This is a genomic window from Streptomyces sp. NPDC093801 (genome assembly GCF_040701585.1).
GTDB lineage: Bacteria > Actinomycetota > Actinomycetes > Streptomycetales > Streptomycetaceae > Streptomyces.
Genome location: NZ_JBFBDP010000018.1, coordinates 106,866 through 132,687 on the forward strand (window position 1 = coordinate 106,866; position 25,822 = coordinate 132,687).

Annotated in this window: 20 protein-coding genes and 1 pseudogene; 8 read left to right on the forward strand and 13 right to left on the reverse strand. The window is 74.0% G+C overall.

Features of this window, described 5'->3' with window-relative positions:
- Positions 1–198: 198 nt before the first annotated feature.
- The gene (locus AB0469_RS21915; protein WP_366453090.1) at positions 199–606 is read left to right on the forward strand and encodes a VOC family protein; all 408 of its coding nucleotides are present in this window, start codon (positions 199–201) and stop codon (positions 604–606) included.
- Positions 607–615: 9 nt separating this feature from the next.
- Here the strand turns inward: AB0469_RS21915 and nirD are convergent, their stop codons facing one another.
- The 3 genes from nirD to AB0469_RS21930 are packed head-to-tail and all read right to left on the reverse strand — an operon-like array spanning position 616 to position 4,734.
- Positions 616–948, reverse strand: coding sequence for a nitrite reductase small subunit NirD (gene nirD, locus AB0469_RS21920; protein ID WP_366453091.1), 333 nt, complete (start codon positions 946–948; stop codon positions 616–618).
- Positions 945–3,470 (reverse strand): nitrite reductase large subunit NirB, encoded by a 2,526-nt coding sequence (gene nirB, locus AB0469_RS21925; RefSeq protein ID WP_366453092.1) that lies wholly within the window; start codon positions 3,468–3,470, stop codon positions 945–947. The genes nirD and nirB overlap by 4 nt, the downstream gene beginning before the upstream one ends.
- 1 nt (position 3,471) lies before the next feature.
- The gene (locus tag AB0469_RS21930) at positions 3,472–4,734 is read right to left on the reverse strand and encodes an FAD-dependent oxidoreductase (RefSeq protein ID WP_366453093.1); all 1,263 of its coding nucleotides are present in this window, start codon (positions 4,732–4,734) and stop codon (positions 3,472–3,474) included.
- A gap of 195 nt (positions 4,735–4,929) precedes the next feature.
- Between AB0469_RS21930 and AB0469_RS21935 the strand changes: the two genes are divergently transcribed.
- Positions 4,930–5,706 (forward strand): sulfite exporter TauE/SafE family protein, encoded by a 777-nt coding sequence (locus AB0469_RS21935; protein WP_042813138.1) that lies wholly within the window; start codon positions 4,930–4,932, stop codon positions 5,704–5,706.
- A 59-nt stretch (positions 5,707–5,765) separates the two neighbouring features.
- Here AB0469_RS21935 and AB0469_RS21940 read toward each other — a convergent pair whose 3' ends face one another.
- The 3 genes from AB0469_RS21940 to AB0469_RS21950 form a co-directional block, all read right to left on the reverse strand.
- The gene (locus AB0469_RS21940) at positions 5,766–6,371 is read right to left on the reverse strand and encodes a GNAT family N-acetyltransferase (RefSeq protein WP_366453094.1); all 606 of its coding nucleotides are present in this window, start codon (positions 6,369–6,371) and stop codon (positions 5,766–5,768) included.
- Between the two features lie 43 nt (positions 6,372–6,414).
- Complete coding sequence (locus AB0469_RS21945) at positions 6,415–7,005, reverse strand: class F sortase (RefSeq protein ID WP_366453154.1); 591 nt, start codon at positions 7,003–7,005, stop codon at positions 6,415–6,417.
- Between the two features lie 525 nt (positions 7,006–7,530).
- Positions 7,531–8,034 carry a hypothetical protein gene (locus AB0469_RS21950; protein ID WP_366453155.1) on the reverse strand — a complete coding sequence of 168 codons (504 nt, stop codon included), beginning with the start codon at positions 8,032–8,034 and terminating at the stop codon, positions 7,531–7,533.
- A 398-nt stretch (positions 8,035–8,432) separates the two neighbouring features.
- Here AB0469_RS21950 and AB0469_RS21955 point away from each other — a divergent pair, with 398 nt between their 5' ends.
- Positions 8,433–8,873: a gamma-glutamylcyclotransferase family protein gene (locus AB0469_RS21955; protein WP_366453095.1), complete on the forward strand. Its 441-nt coding sequence runs from the start codon at positions 8,433–8,435 to the stop codon at positions 8,871–8,873.
- 1 nt (position 8,874) lies between these two features.
- On the opposite strand, the gene dnaG is transcribed toward AB0469_RS21955, so the two are convergent.
- The 4 genes and pseudogenes from dnaG to AB0469_RS21975 form a co-directional block, all read right to left on the reverse strand.
- On the reverse strand, positions 8,875–10,785 hold the full coding sequence (gene dnaG / locus AB0469_RS21960) for a DNA primase (protein ID WP_366453096.1): 1,911 nt from the start codon (positions 10,783–10,785) through the stop codon (positions 8,875–8,877).
- Positions 10,786–10,819: 34 nt separating this feature from the next.
- Positions 10,820–12,094: an FAD-dependent oxidoreductase gene (locus AB0469_RS21965; RefSeq protein ID WP_366453097.1), complete on the reverse strand. Its 1,275-nt coding sequence runs from the start codon at positions 12,092–12,094 to the stop codon at positions 10,820–10,822.
- Between the two features lie 93 nt (positions 12,095–12,187).
- Positions 12,188–13,504 carry a deoxyguanosinetriphosphate triphosphohydrolase gene (locus tag AB0469_RS21970; protein ID WP_366453098.1) on the reverse strand — a complete coding sequence of 439 codons (1,317 nt, stop codon included), beginning with the start codon at positions 13,502–13,504 and terminating at the stop codon, positions 12,188–12,190.
- A 57-nt stretch (positions 13,505–13,561) separates the two neighbouring features.
- A pseudogene (locus AB0469_RS21975) lies at positions 13,562–14,430 on the reverse strand (sirohydrochlorin chelatase).
- A gap of 173 nt (positions 14,431–14,603) precedes the next feature.
- On the opposite strand from AB0469_RS21975, the gene AB0469_RS21980 reads away from it, so the two are divergent.
- From AB0469_RS21980 to AB0469_RS22000, 5 genes are all read left to right on the forward strand, one after another.
- A complete protein-coding gene (locus tag AB0469_RS21980) occupies positions 14,604–15,311 on the forward strand; it encodes an ElyC/SanA/YdcF family protein (RefSeq protein WP_366453099.1) in 708 nt (235 codons plus the stop codon).
- 48 nt (positions 15,312–15,359) lie between these two features.
- The gene (locus AB0469_RS21985) at positions 15,360–16,130 is read left to right on the forward strand and encodes a glucose 1-dehydrogenase (RefSeq protein ID WP_366453100.1); all 771 of its coding nucleotides are present in this window, start codon (positions 15,360–15,362) and stop codon (positions 16,128–16,130) included.
- 134 nt (positions 16,131–16,264) lie between these two features.
- Positions 16,265–18,343 (forward strand): molybdopterin oxidoreductase family protein, encoded by a 2,079-nt coding sequence (locus AB0469_RS21990; protein WP_366453101.1) that lies wholly within the window; start codon positions 16,265–16,267, stop codon positions 18,341–18,343.
- A gap of 86 nt (positions 18,344–18,429) precedes the next feature.
- Positions 18,430–19,104, forward strand: a complete 675-nt coding sequence (locus AB0469_RS21995) for a DUF6445 family protein (RefSeq protein ID WP_366453102.1) — start codon at positions 18,430–18,432, stop codon at positions 19,102–19,104.
- Between the two features lie 170 nt (positions 19,105–19,274).
- A complete protein-coding gene (locus AB0469_RS22000) occupies positions 19,275–20,456 on the forward strand; it encodes an RNA polymerase sigma factor (RefSeq protein WP_366453103.1) in 1,182 nt (393 codons plus the stop codon).
- A gap of 62 nt (positions 20,457–20,518) precedes the next feature.
- On the opposite strand, the gene AB0469_RS22005 is transcribed toward AB0469_RS22000, so the two are convergent.
- The 3 genes from AB0469_RS22005 to AB0469_RS22015 form a co-directional block, all read right to left on the reverse strand.
- Positions 20,519–22,441 (reverse strand): ABC transporter ATP-binding protein, encoded by a 1,923-nt coding sequence (locus AB0469_RS22005; RefSeq protein ID WP_366453104.1) that lies wholly within the window; start codon positions 22,439–22,441, stop codon positions 20,519–20,521.
- Positions 22,438–24,171 (reverse strand): ABC transporter ATP-binding protein, encoded by a 1,734-nt coding sequence (locus AB0469_RS22010; RefSeq protein WP_366453105.1) that lies wholly within the window; start codon positions 24,169–24,171, stop codon positions 22,438–22,440. The genes AB0469_RS22005 and AB0469_RS22010 overlap by 4 nt, the downstream gene beginning before the upstream one ends.
- 187 nt (positions 24,172–24,358) lie before the next feature.
- Entirely contained in the window at positions 24,359–25,795 is a 1,437-nt protein-coding gene (locus AB0469_RS22015) for an FGGY family carbohydrate kinase (RefSeq protein WP_366453106.1), read from the reverse strand.
- Between the last annotated feature and the right edge of the window lie 27 nt (positions 25,796–25,822).

The following is a 25,822-nucleotide window of genomic DNA, read 5'->3' on the forward strand; positions in this document are numbered from 1 at the left end:
TTCACCAGGGCGGCGGCCCCTCCGGCCGCCGCCCTGGAACCGGCTCTGACCTGCGGTTTCCCGGACCGCTGAAAAAGGTCGAAGAAAATCCCGCGCAGGGCGATGAGTTCCCGCGCCGGCCCCGGTCTACCCCTCGACAGCAACGAACGGAGCACGCGCACCGCGCGCCGGGCCCCACCAGAGAGAAGAGACACCGGGATGTCCTCCACCATGATCTTCGTCAACCTGCCCGTCAGCGACCTGGAGGCCACGAAGGCGTTCTGGGGCAAGCTGGGCTACTCCTTCAACGCCCAGTTCACCGACGAGAACTGCGCCGCCATGCCCATCACCGACAGCATCGTCGCGATGTTCCTGACCGAGGCCCGCTACAAGGACTTCACCCACAAGGCCGTCGCGGACGCGCGCACCACCTCCGAGGTGCTGCTCTGCCTCAGCGCCGAGAGCCGCGCCGCGGTGGACGAGCAGGTCGACGGGGCCCTGGCGGCCGGGGCCACCGAGCCCCGCCCCGCCCAGGACCACGGTGTGATGTACGGCCGGGCCTTCGACGACCTCGACGGCCACACCTGGGAGATCATGTGGATGGACCCGGCCGTGGTCCAGGGCTGATCCTCCGCCCTACGAGGTCGCGGCGGTCCGCACCGGGTACGTCCGGACCGCCACCTCCTCGTCGTCCAGGCAGCGCCCCGACTCCAGGTCGAAGCGCTGCTTCAGCAGCGGCGAGGCCACGAACGCCCGGCCCGCCGCCCACCCCACCAGCCCGCGCGACAGCACCTGCGCGCCGGTGAAGGGGTCCTGGTTGCCGATCGCGTACGGGCGCCCGGTGCGGTCGACGAACACCGCGGCCTGGGAGCCGTCCGGGAGCAGGGCCGCGACCCCGCGGCCCGGGGTGAGCGAGGACAGCTCGCAGACCGTCAGCCAGCCCTCGGCCACGCGCAGTTCGACCGTCATCGGACAGGACCTCCCATGGTCAGGACGGCCAGGTCGGGCTTGACCTGGTCGCGCTCGGGGACGAACCGCACGGTCGGGTCCGGGGCGCCGGGCGCGTTCACGAAGGACACGAACCGCCGCAGCCGTTCCGGGTCCCGGAGCGTCTCGGCCCATTCGTCGCGGTAGTGCGCCACGTGCTCGGCCATCAGCGACTCGAGTTCCGCGCAGAGCCCGAGCGAGTCGTGCACCACCACGTCCCTCAGGTGGTCCAGGCCCCCCTCCAGCCGCTCCAGCCAGGTCGAGGTCCGCTCCAGCCGGTCGGCGGTGCGGATGTAGAACATGAGGAACCGGTCGATGAGCCGCACCAGTTCGGCATCCGAGAGGTCCTGCGCGAGCAGGTCCGCGTGGCGCGGGACGGCGCCGCCGTTGCCGCCGATGTAGAGGTTCCAGCCGTTGGCCGTCGCGATGACGCCGAAGTCCTTGCTCTGCGCCTCCGCGCACTCGCGGGTGCAGCCGGACACCGCCGACTTCAGCTTGTGCGGGGCGCGCAGGCCCCGGTAGCGCAGCTCCAGGTCGATGGCCATCCGCACGCTGTCCTGGACGCCGTAGCGGCACCAGGTCTGCCCCACGCAGGACTTTACCGTCCGCAGGGCCTTCCCGTACGCGTGCCCGGACTCGAAGCCGGCGTCGACCAGCCGGGCCCAGATCCCCGGCAGCTGGTCCACGCGCGCGCCGAACAGGTCGATGCGCTGACCGCCGGTGATCTTCGTGTAGAGGCCGAAGTCGCGGGCCACCTCGCCGATCACGATCAGCTTCTCCGGGGTGATCTCGCCCCCCGGGATGCGCGGGACGACCGAGTACGAGCCGTTGCGCTGGAGGTTCGCCAGGAAGTGGTCGTTGGTGTCCTGGAGGGCGGCCTGCTCCCCGTCGAGCACGTAGCCGCTGGCGCCCACGGAGGGGGCGAGGGAGGCGATGACCGAGCCGACGGCGGGCTTGCAGACCTCGCAGCCCTCGCCGCCCCGGGCCTGCGGCCGGCCGTGCCCGTCGAGGAGCTCCCGGAAGGAGGTGAGGCGCCGGGTCCGGACGATCTCGTACAGCTCCGCCCGGGTGTACGCGAAGCAGCCGCACAGCCCCGGGTCGGCGGCGGGCGGCAGCAGCTGCCCGATCACCTTGAGGCAGCCGCCGCAGCCGGTCCCGGCCTTGGTGCACTTCTTGACCTCGGGCAGGGTCGAGCAGGCGGTGATGGCCTTCTTGGTGACGTTGTGGCAGGAGCAGATCACGGCGGTGTCGGGCAGCGCGGACGGGCCGAGCTGGGCGGCGGGGCCGAGTCCGGCGGGCAGCACCAGCTGCTCGGGGGCGACGGGCGGGACGCTGCCGGTGAGCGGGCGCAGCAGCCCGTAGGCGTCGGCGTCGCCGACCAGCACCCCGCCGAGCAGGACCCCTTCGGAGGACATGACGAGCCTCTTGTAGATCCCGGAGCGGGAGTCGGACCAGACGACGTCCAGGCTGCCCTCGGCGGCGCCGTGTGCGTCGCCGAAGGAGGCCACGTCCACGCCGAGCAGCTTGAGCTTGGTGGACAGGTCGGCCCCGGTGAACTCCCGTTCGCGGCCCAGCAGGTCCTCGGCGGCGGTCTCCGCCATCTCGTAGCCGGGCGCGACCAGTCCGTAGACCCGGCCGTCCACGGCCTGCGCGCACTCGCCGATCGCGTACACGCGCGGGTCGGAGGTGCGGCAGCGGGCGTCGACGCGGATCCCGCCGCGCTCGCCGACGGCCAGGCCGCAGTCACGGCCGAGCTGGTCGCGGGGGCGGACCCCGGCGGAGAAGACGACGAGCTCGGTGTCGACCACGGACCCGTCGGACAGGCTCATTCCGGTGACGGAGCCGTCCGCGCCGGTCAGCACCGCCTGGGTGCCGACGCCGGTGTGGACGGTCAGGCCCATGCCCTCGATGGTGCGCAGCAGGGCCGCGCCGCCGCCCTCGTCCACCTGGACGGGCATCAGCCGGGGGGCGAACTCCACGATGCGGGTGGCGAGTCCGAGGCCCTGGAGGGCGCCGGCGGCCTCCAGCCCGAGGAGCCCGCCGCCGACCACGGCGCCGCTGGACCGGGTCTTCGCGTACTCCTCGATCGCGAGGAGGTCCTCGATGGTGCGGTACACGAAGCAGCCCGGGGCGTCCTTGCCGGGGACGGGCGGGACGAAGGGGTGGCTGCCGGTCGCCAGGACGAGCACGTCGTACGGGAAGACGCGCCCGGAGCGCGAGGTGACGGTGCGGGCCTCGCGGTCGACGGCCTCGGCGGGGTCGTCCAGGTGCAGCTCGATGCCGTGCTCCTCCAGGAAGCCGGCCGGGGTGAGGGAGAGCTCCTCGGGGCTGGTGCCGGAGAAGTACGAGGTGAGGTGCACCCGGTCGTAGGCGGGCCGGGGCTCCTCGCAGAGCACGGTGACGCGGTGCGTGGCGGTGGCCCCGCGCTCGGCGAGCGCCTCCAGGTAGCGCTGGCCGACCATGCCGTGCCCGATGAGCACGATCGCGGGCAGGGGCTCGGTCATGTCAGTGGCCTCCGTCGTCGGTGAGCAGGTGGAACATGTCGTGCGGTGCGCCCAGGGACTCGTCGCCCTCCCAGGTGCGGGCCAGGGCCCCCACGGTGGAGAGCTCGCCGAGCAGGACCCCGCCGACGAGCCGGTCGCCGCGCAGGACGACCTTGCGGTAGGTGCGGCGGGTGGCGTCGGCGAGGCGGACCACGTCGTCGCCGGGGAGCGGGGTGGGGTCGCCGAAGGCGGCGAGGTCGAGGGGGCGGTCGGCGCCGCCGAGGGTGAGCCGGGTCAGGGCGCGGGTGCCGGTGTAGTCGGTGGGGGAGCCGCCGAGGGTGGCGGCGAGGGCGTCGGCCTGCTCCAGGGCGGGCCCGGCCAGACCGTAGAGCCGGCCGGCGTGCTCGGCACAGTCGCCGATGGCGTGGACGCAGGGGTCGCCGGTGCGCAGCCGGTCGTCGACCACGACGCCCTTGCGGACCTCCAGCCCGGCGGCCCGGGCGAGTCCGGTGCGGGGGCGCACGCCGCAGGCGAGGACGACGAGGTCGGCGCCGAGCCGGTAGCCGTCGGCGAGCTCGACCCCGGTGACGACCCTGCGGTGGGCCGCGCCGGGCGGGGCGGGGGAGGGACGAGACGGCACGCCGGTCGTGGCCAGGCCCCTGACGCGGCACTCGGTGTGGATCTCCACGCCGAGGGAGGCCAGGTGGGCGTGGAGCAGCGCCGAGGCGTCGGCGTCGAGCTGCCGCTCCATCAGGCGCTCGGCCTGCTGGGCGAGGACCACCTGGGCGCCCCGGGCGGCCAGCGCGCGGGCCGCGGAGACGCCGAGGAGCCCGCCGCCGATCACCACGGCGCGCACGCCCGGACGGACGGCCGCCCCGAGGGCGAGGCAGTCGTCCATGGTGCGGAACGCGTGCACCCCCTCGGGGAGTTCCCCGCCGCCGGGCGGGAACAGCCCGCGCAGCGGCGGCAGGACCGGGTTCGAGCCGGTGGCCAGTACGAGGGCGTCGTACTCCGCGGCCGTGCCGTCGTCGCAGTGCACCCGCCGTGCGGCGCGGTCGATCCGCACCGCGCGCACCCCGCGCCGCAGCACCGGGCCCGGGTCCGGGAGGGCGGCCACGTCGGGGGCGTACCGCCCGGCCAGCACCTCCGCCAGCAGGACCCGGTTGTAGGGGGCGCGGGACTCCTCGCCGAGGACGGTCACGGCGGCGGCCGGTCCCAGCCGAGCGGCGAGCCGCAGGCCCGCCAGGCCGCCGCCGATCACCACCACACGCTGTTCCGAGGTCATGGAACGAGCGTGCGGGGCGGCTGTTTCCCCGTGGCATCGCTCCTGTTACCCGGACGGAACGCCGGCCTCAGCGCCCGCGGGGGCGGCCGGTGAGGCTTGTGCCCACCGCCGGGCGCGAGCCGTGAACCTCAAGCTTCGCGCAACTTTCCGGGGATCGATGGGACATGCACGGATCCGCTCCCTAGGGTCGGGTCCGTGCCTGACATATCAACGACCATGATCATCGTGCTGTGTGCGGCCGCCGCTGCGGCCGGCTGGATCGACGCGGTGGTGGGCGGCGGCGGACTGCTGCTCCTGCCGGCCCTGCTGCTCGGCCTGCCGCACGCCCAGCCCGCCGCCGTCCTGGGGACCAACAAGGCGGTGGCCATCGTCGGCACGGCCGGAGCGGCCGTCACCTACGCGCGCAAGACCCCCGTGGACGTGAAGCTCGCCGTCCGGATCGGCCTGGCCGCGCTGGCGGGCTCGATGGGCGGGGCCGCACTCGCCGGCGGCATCAGCAAGGACACCATGCGGCCGCTGATCATGGGCGTGCTGGTGGTGGTCGCCGCCGTCGTGATCTTCAAGCCGGGATTCGGCGCCGCCCCCTCCGCCTCGCCGGTCTCCCGGAAGCGGGTGCTGCTCACCATCGCCCTCGCCGGCCTGGGCATCGGCTTCTACGACGGCCTCATCGGACCCGGCACCGGAACGTTCCTGGTGCTGGCCCTCACCGCCCTGCTCCACCTCGACCTGGTCACCGCCTCCGCCACCGCGAAGATCGTCAACTGCTGCACCAACGCGGGCGCGCTCGCGATGTTCGCCTACCAGGGGATGGTCTTCTGGCAGCTGGCCGCGCTGATGGCCGTGTTCAACCTGGCCGGCGGCATGGTCGGGGCGCGGATGGCCCTCAAGAAGGGCAGCGGCTTCGTCCGGGGCGTGCTGCTGACCGTGGTCGGCGCGCTGGTGGTCAAGCTCGGCCTGGAGCAGTGGGGCTGAGCGGGCGCGGGACCCGTGGGCCCCGCACCCGCCGGGATCCGGAAGGGACGGCCGGGGGGTCAGCCGCGCGGGGCGCGCCGCATCACCCACAGGGTCGGCCCGCCGCCGGGCAGCTGCGCCTCGCCGAGCACGGTGAAGCCGAAGTGCTCGTAGAACGGCAGGTTGGACTCCTTGGAGGACTCCAGGTAGACGGGCAGGCCCGCCGCGTCGGCCCGGGCCAGGCCGGAGCGCAGCAGCGCGGCCCCGTGCCCCTGGCCCTGGCCGGCCGGGTCGGCGCCGACCACGGCCAGGTACCAGTGCTCCTCCGGCGGCGCGTGCTCGGCGGCCGCCTCGACGGCCTCGCGGAACAGCGGGGCCGTGTCGCCGAGGATGTCCGTCAGCTCGGCGATGGTCTCCGCGTCCGGGACGGCCTTGGCCTGCGCCTCCGGCGCCACCCAGAAGGAGGCGGCCAGGTCGGTGCGCTCGCAGAAGCCGTGGCGGCCGTACTGCCGGGTGAAGATCGTCGAGAAGTAGCGGGTCAGGCCCTCCTCGCGGGTGGTCTCGTCGGGGAAGAACCAGCACATCATCGGGTCGTCGGCGAAGGCGAGGGCCAGGGTCCGGCCGAGGTCCGCGGCGTCGTCGATCGTGGCTGTCCTGGGCGTGTTCGTTGTCGACATAAGGGTCATTCTGCAAGTTGATGATCTTGGTCCGGGAGGCGGGGTGCCCGGATCAGTAGGTCCCGGTGAGGTGCGCGAAGACGACCACGTTGCCCTGGTAGCCGGTGCGCGGCGAGAAGCCCCCGCCGCAGGTGATCACCCGCAGCTCGGCGCGCGGCGAAGGGCCGTACACGCGCCGGTCGGGGAAGGACTTCGCGTCGTAGACCGCGACCGCGTGGACCGTGAACACCGCCGTGCGCCCGTCCGCGCGGGCGACCTCGATGACGGCCCCCCGGTGGAGCGCGCCCAGGTGGTAGAAGACCGCCGGGCCGCTCGCGTTGTCGACGTGGCCCGCGACCACGGCGGTGCCGGTCGCGCCCGGGGTGGTCCCGTCGCGGTACCAGCCCGCGAGGTCGCCGCGGGCGGGCGGCGGCACTTCGAGGCTGCCGTCGCGTTCCAGGCCGAGCCCGGTGAGCGGGGCGTCCACGTGGATGGCCGGGATCCGGATCCGGGTCGGCGGAGAGCCGGGGAGCGGGTCGATGCTCCCGGGGTAGACGGCCTGCGCGCTCAGGGCGTCGGCGGGGGAGGGGAGCGGCGGCCGGACGGTCTCGTTCGACCCGGTGGTGATGAGCCATACGCCGATGCAGGCGGCCACCGCGACCAGCCCGGCCCGCCCGCGCCGGGCCGCCGGCCCGGGGGGCGCCCCGCGACCGCGGCCCGCGCCCCGGCCGCCGCCGTCGCCGGTGCCCCGGCCGTGCTCGTGGCCCGCGCCCCGGCCTGTGCCCGTGCCCGTGCCCCGGCCTGTGCCTGCGCCTGCGCCTGTGTCCCGGCCTGCGCCCCAGCCTGTGTCTGTGCCCGTGTCCCAGCCCGCGCCTGTGCCTGCGCCTGTGCCCGTGTCCCGGCCCGCGCCTGCGCCCCGGCCTGTGCCTGCGCCTGTGCCCGTGTCCCGGCCCGGGCCGGTCCCCGTGTCCGCGGTGGGCCCGGGGCGGCGGCCGCGCGTGCGCGCGAGCTCCCCGAGGTCACGGATGCCCCGGAAGCCCGGGAAGCCGCCGGCCATGCCTCGTACCCCCTCGCCTCGCCGTGGACAGGAGTGGCCGTCGCCCGGCCCCGCGAACGGGGGGGACCTCGCGGGGCGGGCGACGGGGGGCGGTACCGGTCGGACCGCGGCCGCAGCCGCGGTGGGCGCCCGTCAGCTCCGCGTGCCGCTCGCCCGGCGACGCAGGAGCCAGGTACCGCCGGCGGCGGCCGCGGCCAGCACTGCCGCTCCCGCCGCGATCTTGGCCGGGTCCGTGGCGGTGGACGTGCCACCGCCCACCCCGGTGCGCACGTGCCCCTGGGGGCCGTGCGCGGTGACGACCAGGTCGCCGGTGGCGAACTTGCCGTCGGCGCAGGTGGCGCCGATGCCGTACGTGCCGGGCCGCAGGTCGCGGGCGACCTGGAACTGGCCCGCCACCACCTCCTTGTGGGTGCCCGGGGTCAGCTTGAAGCGGCCCCCGCCCACCGTGGTGGCGTCACCCTCGGCATGCCCGCCCGGGCCGCAGGCCTTGGTGTTCACGGTGACCGTGGTGCCCGGCAGCGCGGACTTCGGCCAGACCTCCAGCACGGCGAAGTCCCCCGGTGCGAAGGGCGGCATGCCGAGGTCCGCGGCGGCCACCGCTCCCGCGACCGGGCCCGCGAAGGCGGCGGCGGTCAGTGCGGCGGCGGTCAGCGCGTGGGCGGTCCTGCGGCGCATGGGTCACTCCAGGGGACACGGGGTCGTGTCTCGAGGAAAACCGGGGCGCCCGGAGACCGCCTGCTGACTCATCGTCAGATACCGCCCCGGCTGTCCTCCACGATCCCGTCCAGGCACGTCAGGGGCCCTGCGCGGCCATCCGTGCACCCCCACCCCGTCCGGGTGAAACACGGTCCGCTCGCCCCGGGAGCCTCCGGAGCGCGGCCGGGTTCCACCGGGTGCGGCGCGGCCTCCGGCGGAACGGCGGTCGGCGACCGCCGCACGGGCCGGGAACGGCGGTGCGTACGGTGGGGGTGCACGGGAAAGAGGAGCCTTCGGGCCCGGCCCGCGCAGGTCCGGTGTAGTCGGAGGAGGGGCTCGTGGCATCGGTCGATCGGCCGGGATCCGGCGGCGTCCTGCCGTTCTTCGTGTACGGGACGCTGCGGCCCGGGGAGGTCAACCACGACCTGTTCCTGCGCGGCCGCACCGCCGCCGAGGAGCCGGGCCGGCTGCCCGGCGCCGTGCTGTACGCGGGCCCGGGGTACCCGTACGCGGTGGAGCGGCCCGGCTCGGTGATCGCCGGGGAGCTGATCACCCCGGCCGCGGACGCGTACGCGGAGCTGCTGGACGCGCTGGACCTGCTGGAGGAGTACGCCGGGCCGGACTGCCCGGGGAACGTCTACGACCGGGTGGCGCGCGACGCCGTCCGGCCCGACGGGAGCCGGGTGCGGGCCTGGGTGTACCTGGCGGCCCCGCCGCTGGCCCGTCGGCTCGCCCGGTCGGGGACCGAGATACCGGGCGGGGACTGGCTGCGGCGGTAGGTCACAGTCCTTCCGCGCCGCGGTTGCGCAGGCGCTGGCCGTACTGCTGGAGGACCCACAGCTCCTGCTGGACCGCCGCGTGCTGCTCCGGCGGGGCCTGGGGGCCGAGGCGGGCCATCTGGCCCTGGATCTCGTGGACCCGGCGGTCCACGGCGCGCAGGCGGACCTGCACCAGCTGGACCCCCGCGTAGACCTCGTCCACGGTCTTGGCGTGGATGGCCTCCACCGCCAGCTCCGTCACCAGCGCGCGCACGGTGTCGTTCGGGGCCGCCTCGCGCACCCGCGCCAGGTAGTCCTCGGTGCCCTGGGCGGCGCCGCCCGCGTCCTGGATGGCCTGGCGGACCGCCGCGTACGGCGGGGCGGTGAACTCGTCGGCCCCGTACGCGTCGAACGCCGGGGAGACCAGGGCCGGCCGCTGGAGCGCCAGCTTGAGCAGCTCCCGCTCCGTGCGGTGCGCCGGGCTGCGCAGGTTCAGGGCGGGACCGCCCGGCTGCGCCGCGGCGGGCGCGGCCGGGGCCTCCTCGTAGCGGCGGCCGGACTGCTGCGGCTGCCGCCGGTCCGACTGCTGGCCGCGCTCGCGCGCCCAGCGGGCCTGCTGCGCGACGCGCTTGACCACGAACTGCTCGTCGCGGATGCCCAGCATGCCCGCCAGCTGCACCGCCGACTCGTGCTGGATCGCGATGTTCTTGATCCCGGCGACGACGGGAGCGGCCTCGTCCAGGGCCGCCGCCCGCCCCGCCGGGTTCTCCAGGTTGTGCCGGGACACGATGTGCCGCAGGGCGAACTCGAACAGCGGGGTGCGGGACTCCACCAGCCCGGAGACGGCCGCGTCGCCCTGCGCGAGCCGCAGGTCGCAGGGGTCCATCCCGCCCGGGGTGATCGCGATCGAGGTCTCCGCCGCGAACTTCTGGTCGTCCTCGAAGGCGCGCAGCGCGGCCTTCTGCCCGGCTGCGTCGCCGTCGAAGGTGAAGATCACCTCGGCGGTCGCGTTGTCCATCAGCAGCCGGCGCAGGATCTTGATGTGCTCCCCGCCGAAGGCGGTGCCACAGGTGGCGATGGCGGTGGTGACCCCGGCCAGGTGGCAGGCCATCACGTCGGTGTACCCCTCGACGACCACGGCCCGGGAGGTCTTCGCGATCTCCTTCTTGGCCAGGTCGATGCCGTACAGCACCTGGGACTTCTTGTAGATCGGCGTCTCGGGGGTGTTCAGGTACTTGGGGCCGTTGTCGTCCTCGCGCAGCTTGCGCGCGCCGAAGCCGACCACCTCGCCGCTGATGTCCCGGATCGGCCACATCAGGCGGCCGCGGAAGCGGTCGATGGGCTTGCCGCTGCGGCTGTCCTGGGCCAGCCCGGAGAGGATCAGCTCCTTGTCGCTGAAGCCCCGCCCGCGCAGGAACCGGGTCAGGTGGTCCCAGCCGGCCGGGCTGTAGCCCACGCCGAAGTGCCCGGCCGCCCCCTGGTCGAAGCCGCGCTCCGCCAGGAAGCGCCGGGCGATCTCGGCCTCGGCGCCGCCGAGCTGGTCGACGTAGAACTGGGCGGCGGCCTTGTGCGCCTCGACCAGGCGGATCCGCTCGCCGCGGCCGCTGGTGCCGGCGGTGTAGCCGCCCTCCTCGTAGCGCAGGGTGATGCCGGCCTGGCCGGCCAGCCGCTCGACCGCCTCCGAGAAGGAGAGGTGGTCGATCTTCATGATGAAGTCGAGGGTGTCCCCGCCGGCCTGGCAGCCGAAGCAGTGGTAGAGCCCCTTGCCCGGGCTGACCTGGAAGGACGGGGACTTCTCGTCGTGGAAGGGGCACAGGCCCTTGAGGTTGCCGCCGCCGGCGTTGCGCAGCTGGAGGTACTCGGAGACCACGGCGTCGATCGGGACCGCGTCCCGTACCGCCTTCACGTCGTCGTCGTTGATCCGTCCTGCCACCCGAGAATTCTACGGTGGGGCGGCGGCAAACCCGTCAGGCCCCCTCGGCCGGGACCAGGGAGTCGAGCGGAATGGACGGGTCCGCCAGCTTCTCGCGGTCCACCGGGGCCTTCGACCGGATCAGGTTCTGGATGTGCTCGGTGACGTCCCACACGTTCACGTTCATCCCGGCCAGCACCCGGCCCCCGGAGAGCCAGAAGGCGATGAACTCCCGCTTGCCCACGTCCCCGCGCACCAGCACCTGGTCGTAGCCGCCCGCCGGGGCGAACCCGGAGTACTCCAGGCCCACGTCGTACTGGTCGGAGAAGAAGTACGGCACCCGCTCGTACGAGACCTCCTGCCCCAGCATCGCCCGCGCGGCCGCCGGCCCGCCGTTGAGGGCGTTGGCCCAGTGCTCCACCCGCAGCCGGGTCCCCAGCCCCGGGTGCTGGGCGGCGGCCACGTCACCGACCGCGAAGACGTCCGGGTCGGAGGTGCGCAGCGAGGCGTCCACGGCGATCCCGCCGCCGTGCTCCCGGTCCACCAGGGCCAGCCCGGAGGTCTCGGCGAGCGCGGTGCGCGGCGCCGCCCCGATCGCGGCGAGCACGGCGTGCGCCGGGTGCTCCTCGCCGTCGTCCGTACGGGCGGCCAGCACCATGCCGTCCTGTCCGACGATCTCCGTCAGCGTCGCCCCGAAGTGGAAGCGCACCCCGTGCTCGGCGTGCAGGTCGGCGAAGAACTGGCCGACCTCCGGGCCGAGCACCGTGTGCAGCGGGGTGGGCAGCGGTTCGACCACGGTCACCTCGGCGCCGTAGGAGCGGGCCGCGGCCGCCACCTCCAGCCCGATCCAGCCCGCGCCAGCGATCAGCAGGTGCCCGTTGTCGCGGCCCAGGGAGGTCAGCGCCTTGCGCAGCAGGTCGGCGTGGGCGAGCCGGCGCAGGTGGTGCACCCCGGCCAGGCCGGTGCCCGGGATGTCCAGGCGGCGCGGCTCGGCCCCCGTCGCCAGGAGCAGCTTGTCGTAGTGCAGCAGGGTGCCGTCACCCAGGCGCACCGTCTTCGCCCCGCGGTCCAGGTGCACGGCGGGCTGGCCCAGGTGCAGCTCGATGTCGGCGCCCGCGTACCAGGACGGCTCGTGCACGAAGACGCTGTCGCGCTCCTCCTTGCCGAGCAGGTAGCCCTTGGACAGCGGGGGCCGCTCGTAGGGATGGTCGCGCTCGTCGCCGATCAGGATCACCCGGCCGGTGAACCCCTCCGACCTCAGCGTCTCGGCGGCCTTCGCCCCGGCCAGCCCCGCGCCGACGATGATGAACGTCTGGTGTGCGTCGACCACCTGATGCCTCCTCATAACCTCTCCGCCATGTGCGGCCACATGCGAGCGTCCCGCACCGAGCCTGCCCCGTGAAGGGGGAATGGCCCGATCGGCTCACCCTTCGGCGCGCCGCCCGCGACGGGTGAGACGGGCGTGCAGGGACCGGGCGGAAGCGTCGGTGAGGCAGGCGATCTGGTCGATGACCGCGCGCTTGCGGGCCTTGTCGTCCGGCGCCGCGTCGAAGATCGCCCGGAACTGCGGGTCGAGTCCCTCCGGCGCGCGGGCGCTGAGCGCCTCGGCGAGTTCGGCCAGGACGATGCGCTGGTCGGCCCGCAGCCGCTCCTGCTCGTCGCGCTGCATCACGTACAGGTCGGCGACCGCCTTCAGGACGGCGCACTCGTTGCGCGCCCGGCGCGGCACCACCAGCTCCGCCGCGTACCGGGTCAGCGGGCCGGGACCGTACGCCTCGCGGGTGGCGCTCTCGGCGGCCAGGCAGAACCGGCCGATCAGCTGGCTGGTGGCGTCCTTCAGGCGGGCCTGCGCCACGGCCGAGCCGTCGTAGCCGTGCGGCCACCACTCCTGCTCCATCAGCCGGTCCAGCGCCTCGCGCAGCTCCTCGGGCCCGGTGTCGGCGGGCACGTACCGGCCGATGGCGACCTGCCAGATGGCGGCGCGCTCGGGCTCGGCGAACAGCAGGTTGGGGTCGAGGTGCCCGGCGTGCAGACCGTCCTCGAAGTCGTGCACCGAGTACGCGACGTCGTCCGACCAGTCCATCACCTGGGCCTCGAAGCACTTGCGGTCGGCGGGCGCGCCGCTCCGCAGCCAGTCGAAGACCGGCAGGTCGTCCTTGTACGCCCCGAACTTGACCGAGCCGGGGTCGGTGGGGTGCCCGCCGCGGGCCCAGGGGTACTTGGTGGCGGCGTCCAGGCAGGCCCGGGTCAGATTGAGGCCGACGCTCACGGGATCGCCCGTGGCCGGGTCGGGCACGAACCGCTTGGGCTCCAGCCGGGTGAGCAGGCGCAGCGATTGCGCGTTGCCCTCGAAGCCGCCGCAGTCCTTCGCGAACTCGTTGAGGGCCTCCTCGCCGTTGTGGCCGAACGGAGGGTGGCCCATGTCGTGCGAGAGGCAGGCCGCCTCGACCAGGTCGGGGTCGCAGCCGAGGGCCGCGCCGAGCTCCCGGCCGACCTGCGCGCACTCCAGCGAGTGGGTCAGCCGGGTGCGCGGGCTCGCGTCCCAGTCGTAGGAGCGGGTGCCCGGGGTGACCACCTGGGTCTTCCCCGCGAGGCGGCGCAGCGCGGCCGAGTGCAGCACGCGGGCGCGGTCGCGCTGGAAGGCGGTCCGTCCGGGCCGCTTGTCGGGCTCGGGGGCCCACCGCTCGGTGGCGGAGGGGTCGTAGGAGTCGTACGCGGGGGTGTGCGCGGTGCCTTCCATGGTTCAGACGGTAACCGGAGACACCGACAATCCGAGCAATCCGGTCCCGGTCCCCCCTCAGGCGCTGGCCAGTTCCCGGTGGTGGGCGGGGCGGGCCAGGGCCTCGTCGTAGCGGTGCAGGACGAGGCGGGCCAGTGCCGGGTGGGCGCCCAGCGGGTCGGCCGCCGGGCCCGGTGCGGCGGCCGCGCTCGCGGCGGCGAAGCGGCCCGGGGCGGCGAAGCACGAGGCCACCGCGACCCGGTGGCCCCGCGCCGCGAGCGCCCGTACGGCCTCCGGCACGGCCGGAGCGGCCGCCGAGGCGTACGCCGGGACCACGGGCACCCCGCCGAGCCGCTCCGCGAGCAGGGCCGCGGTGCGGCGGGCGTCGGCGGCGGAGTCCGGGTCGAGGGAGCCGGCCGAGGCCAGGACGACGGCCGTGCCCGGCTGCCAGCCGGCCTCCAGCAGCCGCTCGAACAGGGCCTCCACCAGCAGCGGGTGCGGGCCGAGCGGCGCCGCGACGCGTGTCCGCAGGTGACCGGCCCGGGCCGCGGCGGCGGGGAGGTCCCGCTTGACGTGGGTCCCCCGGCCGAGCAGCAGGGGGACGAGGACCGCCGCACCGGCGGCGTCCCGCAGGGTGTCGGCGAGCAGCGGCCGGTTCAGCTCGATGTGCCCGAGCCGGACGTCGAGACGCGGACGGAGCTCGCGGACCCGTTCGAGGAGGGCGAGGACGGTGTGCACGGCGCGGGGGTCGCGGCTGCCGTGGGCCACGGCGACGAGGGTGGGGTGCATGAGGGGGCTCCGTGGGGCCGGGCGCGCGGCGGGCGCACTCCGCTCAGCTGGGCGCCGAGCTGGTCGGTGATCCGGGTCAGCAGCTCGGCCGCGCTGCCGAAGAGGAGGGAGGGGGAGAAGGGGGACTGGCTTTCGGGAGGGTGCACCGGCTCCGTCATGAACCGATCCTGCGGGCCGCAGATTGCGTGTGCGTTGCGCGGCGGTGACGGGTGTTTGCCGCCTCCTCACACCGCCCGCCCGGCCCCCGGGCTGAAACCGGGGCGATCTCCCGGCGCGTCCTGGTCTGCGAGCCGGGCGGCCGCGCCCGGGGGGACGACCAGGGGGAACGTTCATGCGCACACCGCGCCCGAGCACCATCGCGCGCGCCCTGCGCGACCGGATGCCGCGTACCGTGGCGGCCCGGCGGCGGGCCGTGCAGGCGGTGATGGCGCTGTGCGTGCTGGCCCTGCTGCCCTCGGCCTGGACCCACGCGAGCGCCGCCGGCCGGCTGCGCGACACCGCGCGGGCGCCCGCCGCCGGGGTGGCCGTCGTGTTCGGGGCGGGGCTGTGGGACGGCCGGCCCACCCCCTACCTCGCGGCCCGCCTGGACGCGGCCGTCGAGCTGTACCGGGCCGGGAAGGTGAAGGCCGTCCTGGTGACCGGGGACAACAGCCGCACCACGTACGACGAGCCCGACGCGATGCGCACCTACCTCACCGGGCACGGGGTGCCCGACGCCCGGATCGTCAGCGACTTCGCCGGCTTCGACACCTGGGACTCCTGCGTCCGCGCCCGCGAGATCTTCGGGGTCCGCCGGGCCGTGCTGGTCAGCCAGAGCTTCCACATCCACCGTGCCGTCACGTTGTGCCGGGCCGCGGGCGTCGACGCGTACGGGGTCGGCGTCGACAACGCGCACGACGCCACCTGGTACTACGGCGGCGTCCGCGAGGTCTTCGCGGCCGGCAAGGCGGCCGTGGACGCCGTCTTCGAGCCGTCGCCCAGGTTCCTCGGGCCCAAGGAGGAGGGGGTGTCGCGGGCGCTGGGCGCTCTGGCAGACTGACGCCGCGATCGCGGGTATTCCGATTAGTCATATCCGAGGAGTGGAACCGTGGCTGTTGTGGATCTGAGCGGCAAGGCCGTCGTCATCACCGGAGGGGCCCGGGGCCTCGGCGCGGCCGCCGCGCAGGCCGTCGTCGACGGCGGCGGCCGGGTGCTGATCACCGACGTGCTGGAGGCGGAGGGCGCCGAGACCGCGGCCAAGCTCGGCGACGCGGCCCGCTTCCTGCGCCACGACGTCACCAGCGAGGCCGACTGGCGGGCCGTCCTGGACCACGCCCTCGACGGGTTCGGCCGGCTCGACGGGCTGGTCAACAACGCCGGCATCGCCACCGGGCAGTTCCTGGAGCACGAGAGCGTCGAGCACTTCCGCCGCTGCGTCGAGGTCAACCTGGTCGGCACGTTCATCGGCATCAAGGCCGCGATCCCGCTGCTGCGGGCGAACGGGGGCGGCTCGATCGTCAACATCTCGTCGGCCGCCGGCCTCACGGGGCTGGCCCTGACCGCCGGGTACGGCGCCTCCAAGTGGGGTGTGCGGGGACTGTCGAAGATCGGTGCGGTGGAGCTCGCGGAGGCGGGGATCCGGGTGAACTCGGTCCACCCGGGCATGACCCTGACCCCGATGACGGCGCCGGTGGGCATCCGGGCGGGGGAGGGCAACTACCCGGGCGCGCCGCTGGGGCGGGTGGGGGTGCCGGAGGAGATCGCGGCGGCGGTCGCGTTCCTGTTGTCGGACGCCGCCTCCTACATGACGGGGGCCGAACTCGCCGTCGACGGCGGCTGGACGGCGGGCCTGACGGCCGGCCGCCTGACGGGCCAGTAGCCGGTTCCGCGCAGCGGCACCCGCGCTCCCTGGCCGGCCTCACGGCCTGCGGCCGCCCGCGCTGAGCCCCCGCACCCCCGCCCGTAACGCAAGGACGCGGCCCGGCGTAACACCCCGCCCGCACCCTGGCCCGTATGCACCGCGCCGAGGAAGCCACCGCCACCCACTGCCCCTACTGCGCCCTGCAGTGCGGCATGAACCTGCGCCCCCGCCCGGACGGCGACGGCGTCGCGGTCGAGGAGCGGGCCGACTTCCCCGTGAACCGGGGCGCGCTCTGCGGCAAGGGCCGCACCGCCCCCGCCGTGCTCTCCTCCCGGGTGCGCCTCACCGGGCCGCTGGTCCGTACCCGCGCCGACGGGCCGCTCGTACCGGCCACCTGGGAGGAGGCCCTCGACGCCGTCGCCGCCGGCCTCGCCCGCACCCGCCGCGCCCACGGCCCCGACGCGGTCGGCGTCTTCGGCGGCGGCGGCCTCACCAACGAGAAGGCCTACGCCCTCGGGAAGTTCGCCCGCGTCGCCCTCGGCACCTCGCAGATCGACTACAACGGCCGCTTCTGCATGTCCTCGGCCGCCGCGGCGCACCAGCGGGCCTTCGGCCTCGACCGCGGACTGCCCTTCCCGCTGGAGGACGTCCCGCGCACCGGCTGCGTGATCCTCGTCGGCTCCAACCCCGCCGAGACCATGCCCCCCGCCCTGCGCTACCTCACCGAGCTCAAGGCCAACGGCGGCACCCTCATCGTCGTGGACCCCCGCCGCACCCGCACCGCCGAACTCGCCGACCTGCACCTGGCCCCCCGCCCCGGCACCGACCTCGCCCTGGCCCTCGGCCTGCTGCACCTCGTCGTCGCCGAGGGCCGCACCGACCCGGAGTTCATCGCCGCCCGCACCACCGGCTGGGAGGACGCCCGGGCCGCCGCGATGGCCCACTGGCCCGAACTCGTCGAGCGGATCACCGGCGTCCCGGTACCCCGGCTGCGCCGCGCCGTCGAGATGTTCTGCGCCCCCTCCTCCGCCATGGTGCTCACCGCCCGCGGCCCCGAACAGCAGGCCAAGGGCACCGACACCGTCGGCGCCTGGATCAACCTCTGCCTCGCCACCGGCCGCGCCGGCCGCCCCCTCTCCGGCTACGGCTGCCTCACCGGGCAGGGCAACGGCCAGGGCGGCCGCGAACACGGGCAGAAGGCCGACCAGCTCCCCGGCTACCGCAAGCTCACCGACCCCGCCGCCCGGGAACACGTCGCCCGGGTCTGGGGCGTCGACCCGCAGACCCTGCCCGGCCCCGGCCGCAGCGCCTACGAACTCCTCGACGCCCTCGGCACCGACGTGAAGGCCCTCCTCCTCATGGGCTCCAACCCGGTCGTCTCCGCCCCCCGCGCCGCGCACGTCGAGGAACGCGTCCGCTCCCTGGACTTCCTCGCCGTCGCCGACGTCGTCCTCTCCGAGACGGCCGCCCTCGCCGACGTGGTCCTGCCCGTCACCCAGTGGGCGGAGGAGACCGGCACCACCACCAACCTGGAGGGCCGCGTCCTGCTGCGCCGCCGCGCCCTCACCCCGCCCCCCGGTGTCCGCAGCGACCTGGAGGTCCTGCACGGCCTCGCCGCCCGCCTCGGCGTGGAGAAGGGGTTCCCCACCGACCCCGAGGAGGTCTTCGGGGAACTGCGCCGCGCCTCCGAGGGAGGCCCCGCCGACTACTCCGGCATCTCCTACGACCGCATCGCCGCCGAACAGGGCGTCTTCTGGCCCTGCCCCGAGGGCTCCCCGGGAACGCCCCGGCTCTTCCTCGACCGCTTCGCCACCGAGGACGGCCGGGCCCGCTTCACGCCCGTCGCCCACCGCGAGGCCGCCGAGAGCCCCGACGCCGAGTACCCCCTGCTGCTCACCACCGGCAGGGTCGTCGCCCAGTACCAGTCCGGGGCGCAGACCCGCCGCGTGCCCGAGCTCAACGAGGCCGCGCCCGGCCCCTTCGTGGAACTCCACCCGCGCCTCGCCGCCCGCCTCGGAGTGGTTGAGGGCGCCCCGCTGGCCGTCACCTCGCGGCGCGGCCGGGCGGTGGCCCCGGCCCGGATCACCGACGCCATCCGGGCGGACACGGTGTTCATGCCCTTCCACTGGTACGGCGAGGGCCGCGCCAACACCCTCACCAACCCGGCCCTGGACCCCGTCTCCCGGATGCCCGAGTTCAAGGTCTGCGCCGTCCGCGTGGAGCCGGCCTGAGCCGGTCCGGCCGCGGACCATCTCTTGCCGCAGTCTTGGCACCCGCTTTGGGGAGCCTCACAGCTGCCCCAACTAGCCTTCCGCGCATGTCACTCCGACCCCCGAACACCCTCCCCGTGCTGCCCTACCGCAAGCCCACGCGCGGCCGCGACTACTGGGTGCTGGACAACGTCCTGCCCGACGTGGACGCCGTACGGGAGCGCTGCCTCGCCAAGGGCGACTGGGTCCAGGGCGCCCCGCACAAGCCCGAGCCCTGGCCCGGCCTGCGCGCCATGCCGGGCCTGGAGCCGGACGAACTCGCCCACGTGGAGAAGCTGGTGCGGCAGGCCACCGGGGCGAAGCGGATCTGGGCCGAGGACCCCGCCGGCGCCGGCACCTTCAACCACAACTGCGTCCAGGTCGTCGGCGAGGGGGAGTGCGAGTCGCGCCCGCACACCGACTCCCGGACCGTGTGCCGCTACGCCGCGGTGCTCTACCTCACCCCCGGCATCCCCAAGGACTGCGGCACGAGCTTCTACCGCCAGAGCCTCCCCGGCGGGGTCCTCGGCGGCAACCAGGTCCTCGCCCCGCACAACAACCTCGTCGACGCCCTCGGCACCCGCTTCGTCCCCGAGGACTCCTTCACCGAGGACCTCCGCGTGCCCCACCGCTACAACCGCCTCCTGCTCTACTCCGCCAACCTGATCCACAGCGCCACCGGCTACTGGGGCACCACCCTGGAGGACAAGCGGATGACGGCCGTCTTCTTCTGGATGGCCTGACCGGACGCCCTGCACGGACCCGGCGCGGGCGGCCCCCGATCGTCTCGGACATGAGTCCGACCGGCATCGGGGTTGCCACCGGGGGGTAACCATCCGGTCACGCAGCGGGCCCAGAAAATGCCCGCACGCCCCTCGTGGCGGCGATGTGTCGTACCCCACACTGAGGTGCGGTGCCACCGTCCTCGGAGCCCCTGGAGGTCGCCCCCGTGCAGACCCGGACCCTGACCGTGAACGTGAGCCACCCCGCCGGCGGCCCCCTCCGCGCCGACGCCGTCGCAACCGCAGAGGCAGAGGCCGAGGTCGAGGCCGTGGACGAAACCGCAGACGCCGCCGCACGCGCAGCCGCGGAGCACGCCGAGGACGACGGGCCCGAGGTGCTCGAACTCATCGAGCCGGCACCCCCGCAGCCCGGCCGGGCGCCGACGGGACCGGCCGCGGGAGGGCCCTCCGCCGACCTCTTCCGCCAGTACCTGCGCGAGATAGGGAGGATCCCCCTCCTCACCGCCGCCGAGGAGGTGGAACTCGCCCGGCGGGTGGAGGCGGGACTCTTCGCCGAGGAGAAGCTCGGCGGCGCCGACGACCTCGGCTCCCAGCTCGCCGTCGACCTCGACAAGCTCGTCGTCATGGGCCGGATGGCCAAACGCAGGCTCATCGAGTCCAACCTGCGCCTCGTCGTCTCCGTCGCCAAACGCTACGTCGGCCGCGGGCTCACCATGCTCGACCTGGTCCAGGAGGGCAACCTCGGACTGATCCGGGCCGTCGAGAAGTTCGACTACGCCCGCGGCTACAAGTTCTCCACCTACGCCACCTGGTGGATCCGCCAGGCGATGTCACGGGCCCTCGCCGACCAGGCCCGTACCATCCGCGTCCCCGTCCACGTCGTCGAACTCATCAACCGCGTGGTCCGCGTCCAGCGCCGCATGCTCCAGGAGCGCGGCTACGAACCCACCGCCGAAGAGGTCGCCCTCCACCTGGAACTGACCCCCGAACGGGTCCTGGAGGTCCTGCGCCTCGCCCAGGAGCCGGTCTCCCTGCACGCCCCCGTCGGCGAGGAGGAGGACGTCGCGCTCGGCGACCTCATCGAGGACGGCGACGCCGCCTCCCCCATGGAGTCCGCCGCCTTCTTCCTGCTGCGCGAACACCTCGAAGCCGTCCTGTCGACCCTCGGCGAACGCGAACGCAAGGTCGTCCAGCTCCGCTACGGGCTCGCCGACGGCCGCCCGCGCACCCTGGAGGAGATCGGCCGCATCTTCGGCGTCACCCGCGAACGGATCCGCCAGATCGAGTCCAAGACCCTCGCCAAGCTCCGCGACCACGCCTTCGCGGACCAGCTGCGCGGCTACCTCGACTGACCGGGCTCCCACGGGAAGGGGGCGCCCCGAAGGACGCCCCCACCCGCTCGCGCGTGACCCGGTCAGTCGACCTCGGCCACCGCCTGCGCGAACTGCGCCGCGTACAGCCGCGCGTACGCGCCGTCCGCGTCCAGCAGCTCCTGGTGCGTTCCCTGCTCCACGATCGAGCCGCTCTCCATCACCAGGATCACGTCGGCGTCGCGGATCGTCGACAGGCGGTGCGCGATCACGAAGGACGTCCGGCCGTGCGCCAGGCGGGCCATCGCCTTCTGGATCAGCACCTCGGTACGGGTGTCCACCGAGCTCGTCGCCTCGTCCAGCACCAGGATCACCGGGTCCGACAGGAACGCCCGGGCGATCGTGATCAGCTGCTTCTCGCCCGCGCTGACGCCCGCGCCCTCGTCGTCGAGCACCGTGTCGTAGCCGTCGGGCAGCGTACGGACGAACCGGTCCGCGTGCGCCGCCCGCGCGGCCTCCTCGATCTCGGCCCGCGTGACCTCGCGCGAGGCGCCGTACGCGATGTTCTCCGCGATGGTCCCGCCGAACAGCCAGGTGTCCTGGAGGACCATGCCGATCCCGGAGCGCAGCTCCTCACGGGTCATCTTCGCGATGTCCACCCCGTCGAGGGCGATCTCGCCGCCGGTGACCTCGTAGAACCGCATCAGCAGGTTGACCAGCGTGGTCTTGCCCGCGCCGGTCGGGCCGACGATCGCGACCGTCTGGCCCGGCTCCACGCGCAGCGACAGGTTCTCGATCAGCGGCTTGTCCGGCTCGTAGCGGAAGGCCACCTTGTCGAGGACGACCTGCCCGCGCAGCTCCTGCGGACGCTCCGGGACCTCGGCGTCCGGCTCCTGCTCGGGCGCGTCCATCAGCTCGTACACCCGCTCCGCCGAGGCGACGCCGGACTGCACCAGGTTCGCCATCGAGGCCACCTGCGTCAGCGGCATCGAGAACTGGCGCGAGTACTGGATGAACGCCTGCACGTCACCGATCGACAGGGTGCCCGAGGCCACCCGCAGACCGCCGACGACCGCCACCAGCACGTAGTTGATGTTCGAGACGAAGAACATCACCGGCTGCATGATGCCGCTGACCAGCTGCGCCTTGAACGAGGCCCGGTACAGCTCCTCGTTCTGCTCGGCGAAGACCTCCGCCGACTCCTTCTGCCGCCCGAAGACCTTCACCAGCGCGTGGCCGGAGTACATCTCCTCGATGTGGGCGTTCAGCGCGCCGGTGCTCTTCCACTGGGCCACGAACTGCGGCTGCGACTTCTTGCCGATCTTCGCCGCGACCACCATGGCCACCGGTACGGTCGCCAGCGCGACCAGCGCCAGCAGGGGCGAGATCCAGAACATCATCGCCAGCACGCCGACGATCGTCAGCAGCGAGTTCATCAGCTGACCCAGCGTCTGCTGGAGGGTCTGCCCGATGTTGTCGATGTCGTTCGTCGCCCGGCTCAGCACCTCGCCGCGCTTCTGCTGGTCGAAGTACGACAGCGGCAGCCGCGACAGCTTCGCCTGGAGCTCCTCGCGCATCCGGTACACCATGCCGTTCTGCACGAGGTTCGACAGCCTCGTGGCGACCAGCATCAGCAGGGCCGCCATGACGAAGACCGCCAGCGCCCAGAGCGACACGACCCCGACGGCGCCGAAGTCGATGCCCTCGCCCGGCGTGAAGTCGGTGCTCGCCAGCATGTCCGCCATGCCGCCGTGCCCCTGGGCGCGCAGCCCCTCCAGCGCCTGCTCCTTGGTGAGGCCCTCGGGCATCTCCCGGCCGACGATCCCCGCGAACACCAGGTCCGTGGCCTCGCCCAGGATCTTCGGCCCGACCACCGAACAGGCGACGCTGCCGACCACGGCCGCGACCATGCCCCACAGCTTCGCCTTGTCCCGCGCCAGCTGCCCCAGCAGCCGCTTGCCCGACCCCTTGAAGTCCATGGACCTCTGGGGCGAGCCCGTCATCATCCGTCCTCCGGGCCCGCTCATGCGGCCTCCGCCTCCGTCAGCTGGGAGAGCACGATCTCCCGGTAGGTCTCGTTGCCGGCCATCAGCTCGTGGTGGCGGCCCTCGCCGACCACCCGGCCCTCGTCGAGGACGATGATCCGGTCGGCGTCGCGGATCGTGGAGACCCGCTGGGCGACGATGACCACCGTCGCCTCCTCCGTCTCACGGGCCAGCGCCGCGCGCAGTGCCGCGTCCGTCGCGTAGTCCAGGGCCGAGAAGGAGTCGTCGAAGAGGTAGATCTCCGGGCGCTGCACCAGCGTGCGGGCGATCGCCAGGCGCTGGCGCTGGCCGCCGGAGACGTTCGTCCCGCCCTGGGTGATGGGCGCTTCGAGGCCGTGCTCCAGCTCCGAGACGAAGTCCTTGGCCTGGGCCACCTCCAGGGCCCGCCACAGCTCCTCGTCCGTCGCGTCCGGGCGCCCGTAGCGCAGGTTCGAGGCCACGGTCCCGGAGAACAGGTACGGCTTCTGCGGGACCATGCCGACCGTCCGGGCCAGCAGCTGCGGGTCCAGCCGGCGCACGTCCTCGCCGTCGACGAGCACCTCGCCGCCGGTCGCGTCGAACAGCCGGGGCACCAGGCCCAGCAGCGTGGACTTGCCGCTGCCGGTGGAGCCGATCACCGCCGTGGTCTCACCGGGGCGGGCCACCAGGTCCACCCCGCGCAGCACCGGCGCCTCGGCGCCCGGGTAGTGGAAGTCGGCGCCGCGCAGCTCCAGCCGGCCGCGCAGGGACACCGAACGCACCGGGTCCGCGGGCGGGACCACGCTGGACTCGGTGTCCAGGACCTCCTGGATGCGCTCCGCGCAGACCTCGGCGCGCGGCACCATCATGAACATGAAGGTGGCCATCATCACGGCCATCACGATCTGCATCAGGTAGGCGAGGAAGGCCGTCAGCTGGCCGATCTCCATCTCCCGGCCGTCCACGCGCATCGCGCCGAACCAGATGACGGCCACGCTGGAGATGTTCACGACCAGGATGACGACGGGGAACATCAGCGCGAGCAGCCGGCCGGAGGCCAGCGAGACGCCGGTCAGCTCGGTGTTCGCCCCGCGGAAACGCTCCTCCTCGTAGCCGTCGCGGACGAAGGCGCGGATCACGCGGTTGCCGGTGATCTGCTCGCGCAGCACCCGGTTGACCACGTCGAGCCGCTCCTGCATCCGGCGGAACAGCGGACGCGTCTTCCAGACGATCGCGCCGACCGAGATGCCCAGCACCGGGACCACGGCGAGCAGCACGCCCGACAGCTTCACGTCCAGGGAGAGCGCCATGGCGATGCCGCCGATGCACATGATCGGCGCCGAGACCATCAGCGTGAAGGTCAGCAGCGCCAGCATCTGGACCTGCTGGACGTCGTTGGTCGTACGGGTGATCAGCGACGGTGCGCCGAACTGGCCCAGCTCGCGGGCGGAGAAGCTCTGCACCCGGTCGAAGACGGCGGCGCGGAGGTCCCGGCCCAGCGCGGCGGCGGTCCGCGCACCGAAGTAGACGGCCCCGACGTTGCAGACGAGCTGGACGAGCGAGACACCGAGCATCAGTGCGCCGAAGCGCAGGATGTAACCCGTGTCACCGCTGACGACACCGTGGTCGATGATGTCGGCGTTGAGCGTGGGCAGGTAGAGGCTCGCACTGGTCTGCAGGAGTTGCAGCAGCACCAGTGCGGCGATGGGTTTCCGGTGCGGACGCAGGTACGTCCGCAGAAGTCGTATGAGCACGCGCAGGCTCCGGTAGGCAAGATCGAGGGGGTTCACTCCATCTTGTGCCAAGCGCAGGCTTGATCCCTACCGCTTTTCGCAAAGCCGGGTCAAAAGGAGGAGGCCTCTTCATGCCAAGGTCCCCTTGCTGCCAGAACCCGCACGCGCAAGGGCTTGCGGACCGGGCGCACATGCTGTCACTCCCCGCTCAGAAGGCCCCCGGGTGCAGCTGCTCCCGCGTCGTGACGTACTGCTGGCGCACCGCCTGCCAGGCCGCGAACTCCTCGCCCGGCTCGAAGACCTGCGCGGCCGGCGCCGGCCACAGCGGCGGGGTGTGCGGGGCCAGCGTGCCCTGCTGCACCCCGAGCGCCCACGCCGCCTGCCGGGCCGCGCCCAGCGCCGCGTAGTCCGCCGGGGCGGGCACGACGACCTGCGTCCCGAACAGCCCCGGCGCGGCGGCCTGTACGGCGGGCAGCTCGGCCGCCGCGCCCAGCAGGAACACCCGCCGGATCCCCACGCCCCGGTGCCGCAGCACGTCGAGGGCGTCGACCAGCCCGCACAGCATCCCCTCGAACGCGGCCCGCGCCAGGTGCTCCGGCTTCATCGAGTCCCGGCGCAGCCCGGAGAGGGTCCCGGCCGTGTAGGGCAGGTGCGGGGTGCGCTCCCCCTCCAGGTACGGCAGGAGCACGAGCCCGTGGGCGCCCGGCGTCGACTTCAGCGCGAGCGCGCTCAGCCCCTCCAGGTCGGTGCCCAGCATGTCGGCGGTGCCGCGCAGGGTCCGTACGGCGTTGGAGGTGTTCACCACCGGCAGGTGCATGCCGCCGGCGTCGGCGAGGGAGGTGATCAGCCCGCCCGGCTCGGCGAGGACCTCGTGGTGCACGGCCATCACCGAACCGGTGGCCCCCAGCGAGACCACCGCGTCCCCCGGACCCAGGCCCAGCCCGAGCACGGCGGCCGTGGTCTCCCCGGTCCCGGCGGAGATCAGCAGCCCCTCCGGGGTCATCCCGGCCGCGTCGCACGGGCCGAGCACCTCGGGCAGCAGCGCCTGGTGGCCGAGCGCCAGCTCGACCAGGTCCGGCCGGTAGGAGCCGGTGGCCGCCGACCAGTACCCGGTCCCGGAGGCGTCGGCCCGGTCGGTGGTGCGGCGGGCGGGCCGGCCCAGCAACTGCCAGACGAGCCAGTCGTGCGGGGACATCAGCACCGCCACCCGGCGCGCGGCCTCGGGGTCGGTACGGGCCAGCCAGGCGAGCTTCACGATCGGCTGGGCGGGGTGCGGGACCGAGCCCACGGCCGCCGTCCAGGCGGCCTTGCCGCCGAGCGCCTCGATCAGCTCGGCCGCGGCGACCTGCCCGCGCCGGTCGTTGCCGACCAGGGCGGGCCGGACCGGCCCGCCCTGTGCGTCCAGTGCCAGCAGGCCGCGCCGCGCGGAGACCCCGATGGCCTGGACGCCCTCCAGCAGCCCTCCGCCGGCGGCCTCGCCGAGGGAGAGCAGCCAGGCCTGCGGGTCGGTCTCGTGGGGGTCCGCCTCGCCCGCCGGCTGCGGATGGGGTGCGTAGCCCTGGCGCAGTACGGCGCCCGTGTCCGTGTCGCAGACGACGATGCGAGTGAAGGTGGAAGAGCTGTCCAGCCCGGCGACTATCCCCATGCGGAGAATTCTGCCCCACCGAACGGC

Excerpts from the sequence above, each read along its gene's own strand:
- AB0469_RS21980 (WP_366453099.1), top strand. The coding sequence starts at position 14,604 with ATGCGCACACCGCGCCCGAGCACCATCGCGCGCGCCCTGCGCGACCGG.
- nirD (WP_366453091.1), bottom strand. The coding sequence starts at position 948 with ATGACGGTCGAACTGCGCGTGGCCGAGGGCTGGCTGACGGTCTGCGAG.
- nirB (WP_366453092.1), bottom strand. The coding sequence starts at position 3,470 with ATGACCGAGCCCCTGCCCGCGATCGTGCTCATCGGGCACGGCATGGTC.
- AB0469_RS21970 (WP_366453098.1), bottom strand. The coding sequence starts at position 13,504 with ATGGAAGGCACCGCGCACACCCCCGCGTACGACTCCTACGACCCCTCC.
- AB0469_RS21990 (WP_366453101.1), top strand. The coding sequence starts at position 16,265 with ATGCACCGCGCCGAGGAAGCCACCGCCACCCACTGCCCCTACTGCGCC.
- AB0469_RS22015 (WP_366453106.1), bottom strand. The coding sequence starts at position 25,795 with ATGGGGATAGTCGCCGGGCTGGACAGCTCTTCCACCTTCACTCGCATC.
- AB0469_RS21915 (WP_366453090.1), top strand. The coding sequence starts at position 199 with ATGTCCTCCACCATGATCTTCGTCAACCTGCCCGTCAGCGACCTGGAG.
- AB0469_RS21995 (WP_366453102.1), top strand. The coding sequence starts at position 18,430 with ATGTCACTCCGACCCCCGAACACCCTCCCCGTGCTGCCCTACCGCAAG.
- AB0469_RS21940 (WP_366453094.1), bottom strand. The coding sequence starts at position 6,371 with ATGACCCTTATGTCGACAACGAACACGCCCAGGACAGCCACGATCGAC.
- AB0469_RS22005 (WP_366453104.1), bottom strand. The coding sequence starts at position 22,441 with ATGAGCGGGCCCGGAGGACGGATGATGACGGGCTCGCCCCAGAGGTCC.
- AB0469_RS21930 (WP_366453093.1), bottom strand. The coding sequence starts at position 4,734 with ATGACCTCGGAACAGCGTGTGGTGGTGATCGGCGGCGGCCTGGCGGGC.